This window comes from Pseudoalteromonas sp. CST2 (genome assembly GCF_028599385.1).
GTDB lineage: Bacteria > Pseudomonadota > Gammaproteobacteria > Enterobacterales > Alteromonadaceae > Pseudoalteromonas > Pseudoalteromonas atlantica.
In genome coordinates, this window is record NZ_JAQREO010000036.1 from 1 (window position 1) to 719 (window position 719).

At 38.9% G+C, this 719-nt stretch carries 1 protein-coding gene and 1 pseudogene; both read right to left on the reverse strand.

The features are described 5' to 3' along the window. Positions 1-224, reverse strand: a 224-nt coding sequence (locus tag PSH41_RS20020; protein ID WP_273590053.1) for a transposase, incomplete at its 3' end; no start/stop codon positions are given. Positions 225-585: 361 nt separating this feature from the next. Beyond that, positions 586-719 (reverse strand): annotated as a pseudogene (locus PSH41_RS20025) (elongation factor Tu); the annotation flags it as partial.

Consider the following 719-nt stretch of genomic DNA (forward strand, 5'->3'; position numbering starts at 1 on the left):
CGAACTTGACGTTCAAGGTCTTTATATGACTTTTCTGGACCATGGTTTTTAAGTGGCTTAGGCTCTTTTCTTGAGGTCATTTTACTTCTCCAACTTGACAGCATATCGGGATGAATACCGTATTTATCAGCGGTCATTTTAACGGTACCGTGTGAGTCTAGTGACTCCTGCACCACTTTTCTTTTAAATTCCTCTGTATGTTTACGAAACGCTTTTACTTTCATGAGAACTGACTCCTAAATAGGTGTCTACTTTTATGGGGTCAGATCAGTCAAAAAGTTTAATTAATAGCACGGCTTAAAGTCGTGCTTTTTTATGTGTTAAGTATAATTTAACACCAAGCGACTAATAGCTGATAGCTGAAAACTAAACACTTTTCTTCAGGCATTAAAAAACCCGAGGCTAAACTCGGGTTTTTATAGAATTAATTAACTTAAACGTTAACTATTACTCATTGAACGTTGCTACGATGCACCTACGCCTAAAGGTAATAGCGCCACCTTCACAAGGCGTAAATTTCAGGCATTAAAAAACCCGAGGCTAAGCTCGGGCTTTTTTAGTATTAATTAACTTAAATGTTAACTATTACTCAACGATAGTTGCTACAACACCAGCACCTACAGTACGGCCACCTTCACGGATAGCGAAACGAAGACCTTCGTCCATCGCGATTGGCGCGATTAGAGTTACTGTCATCTTAACGTTATCACCAGGCATTA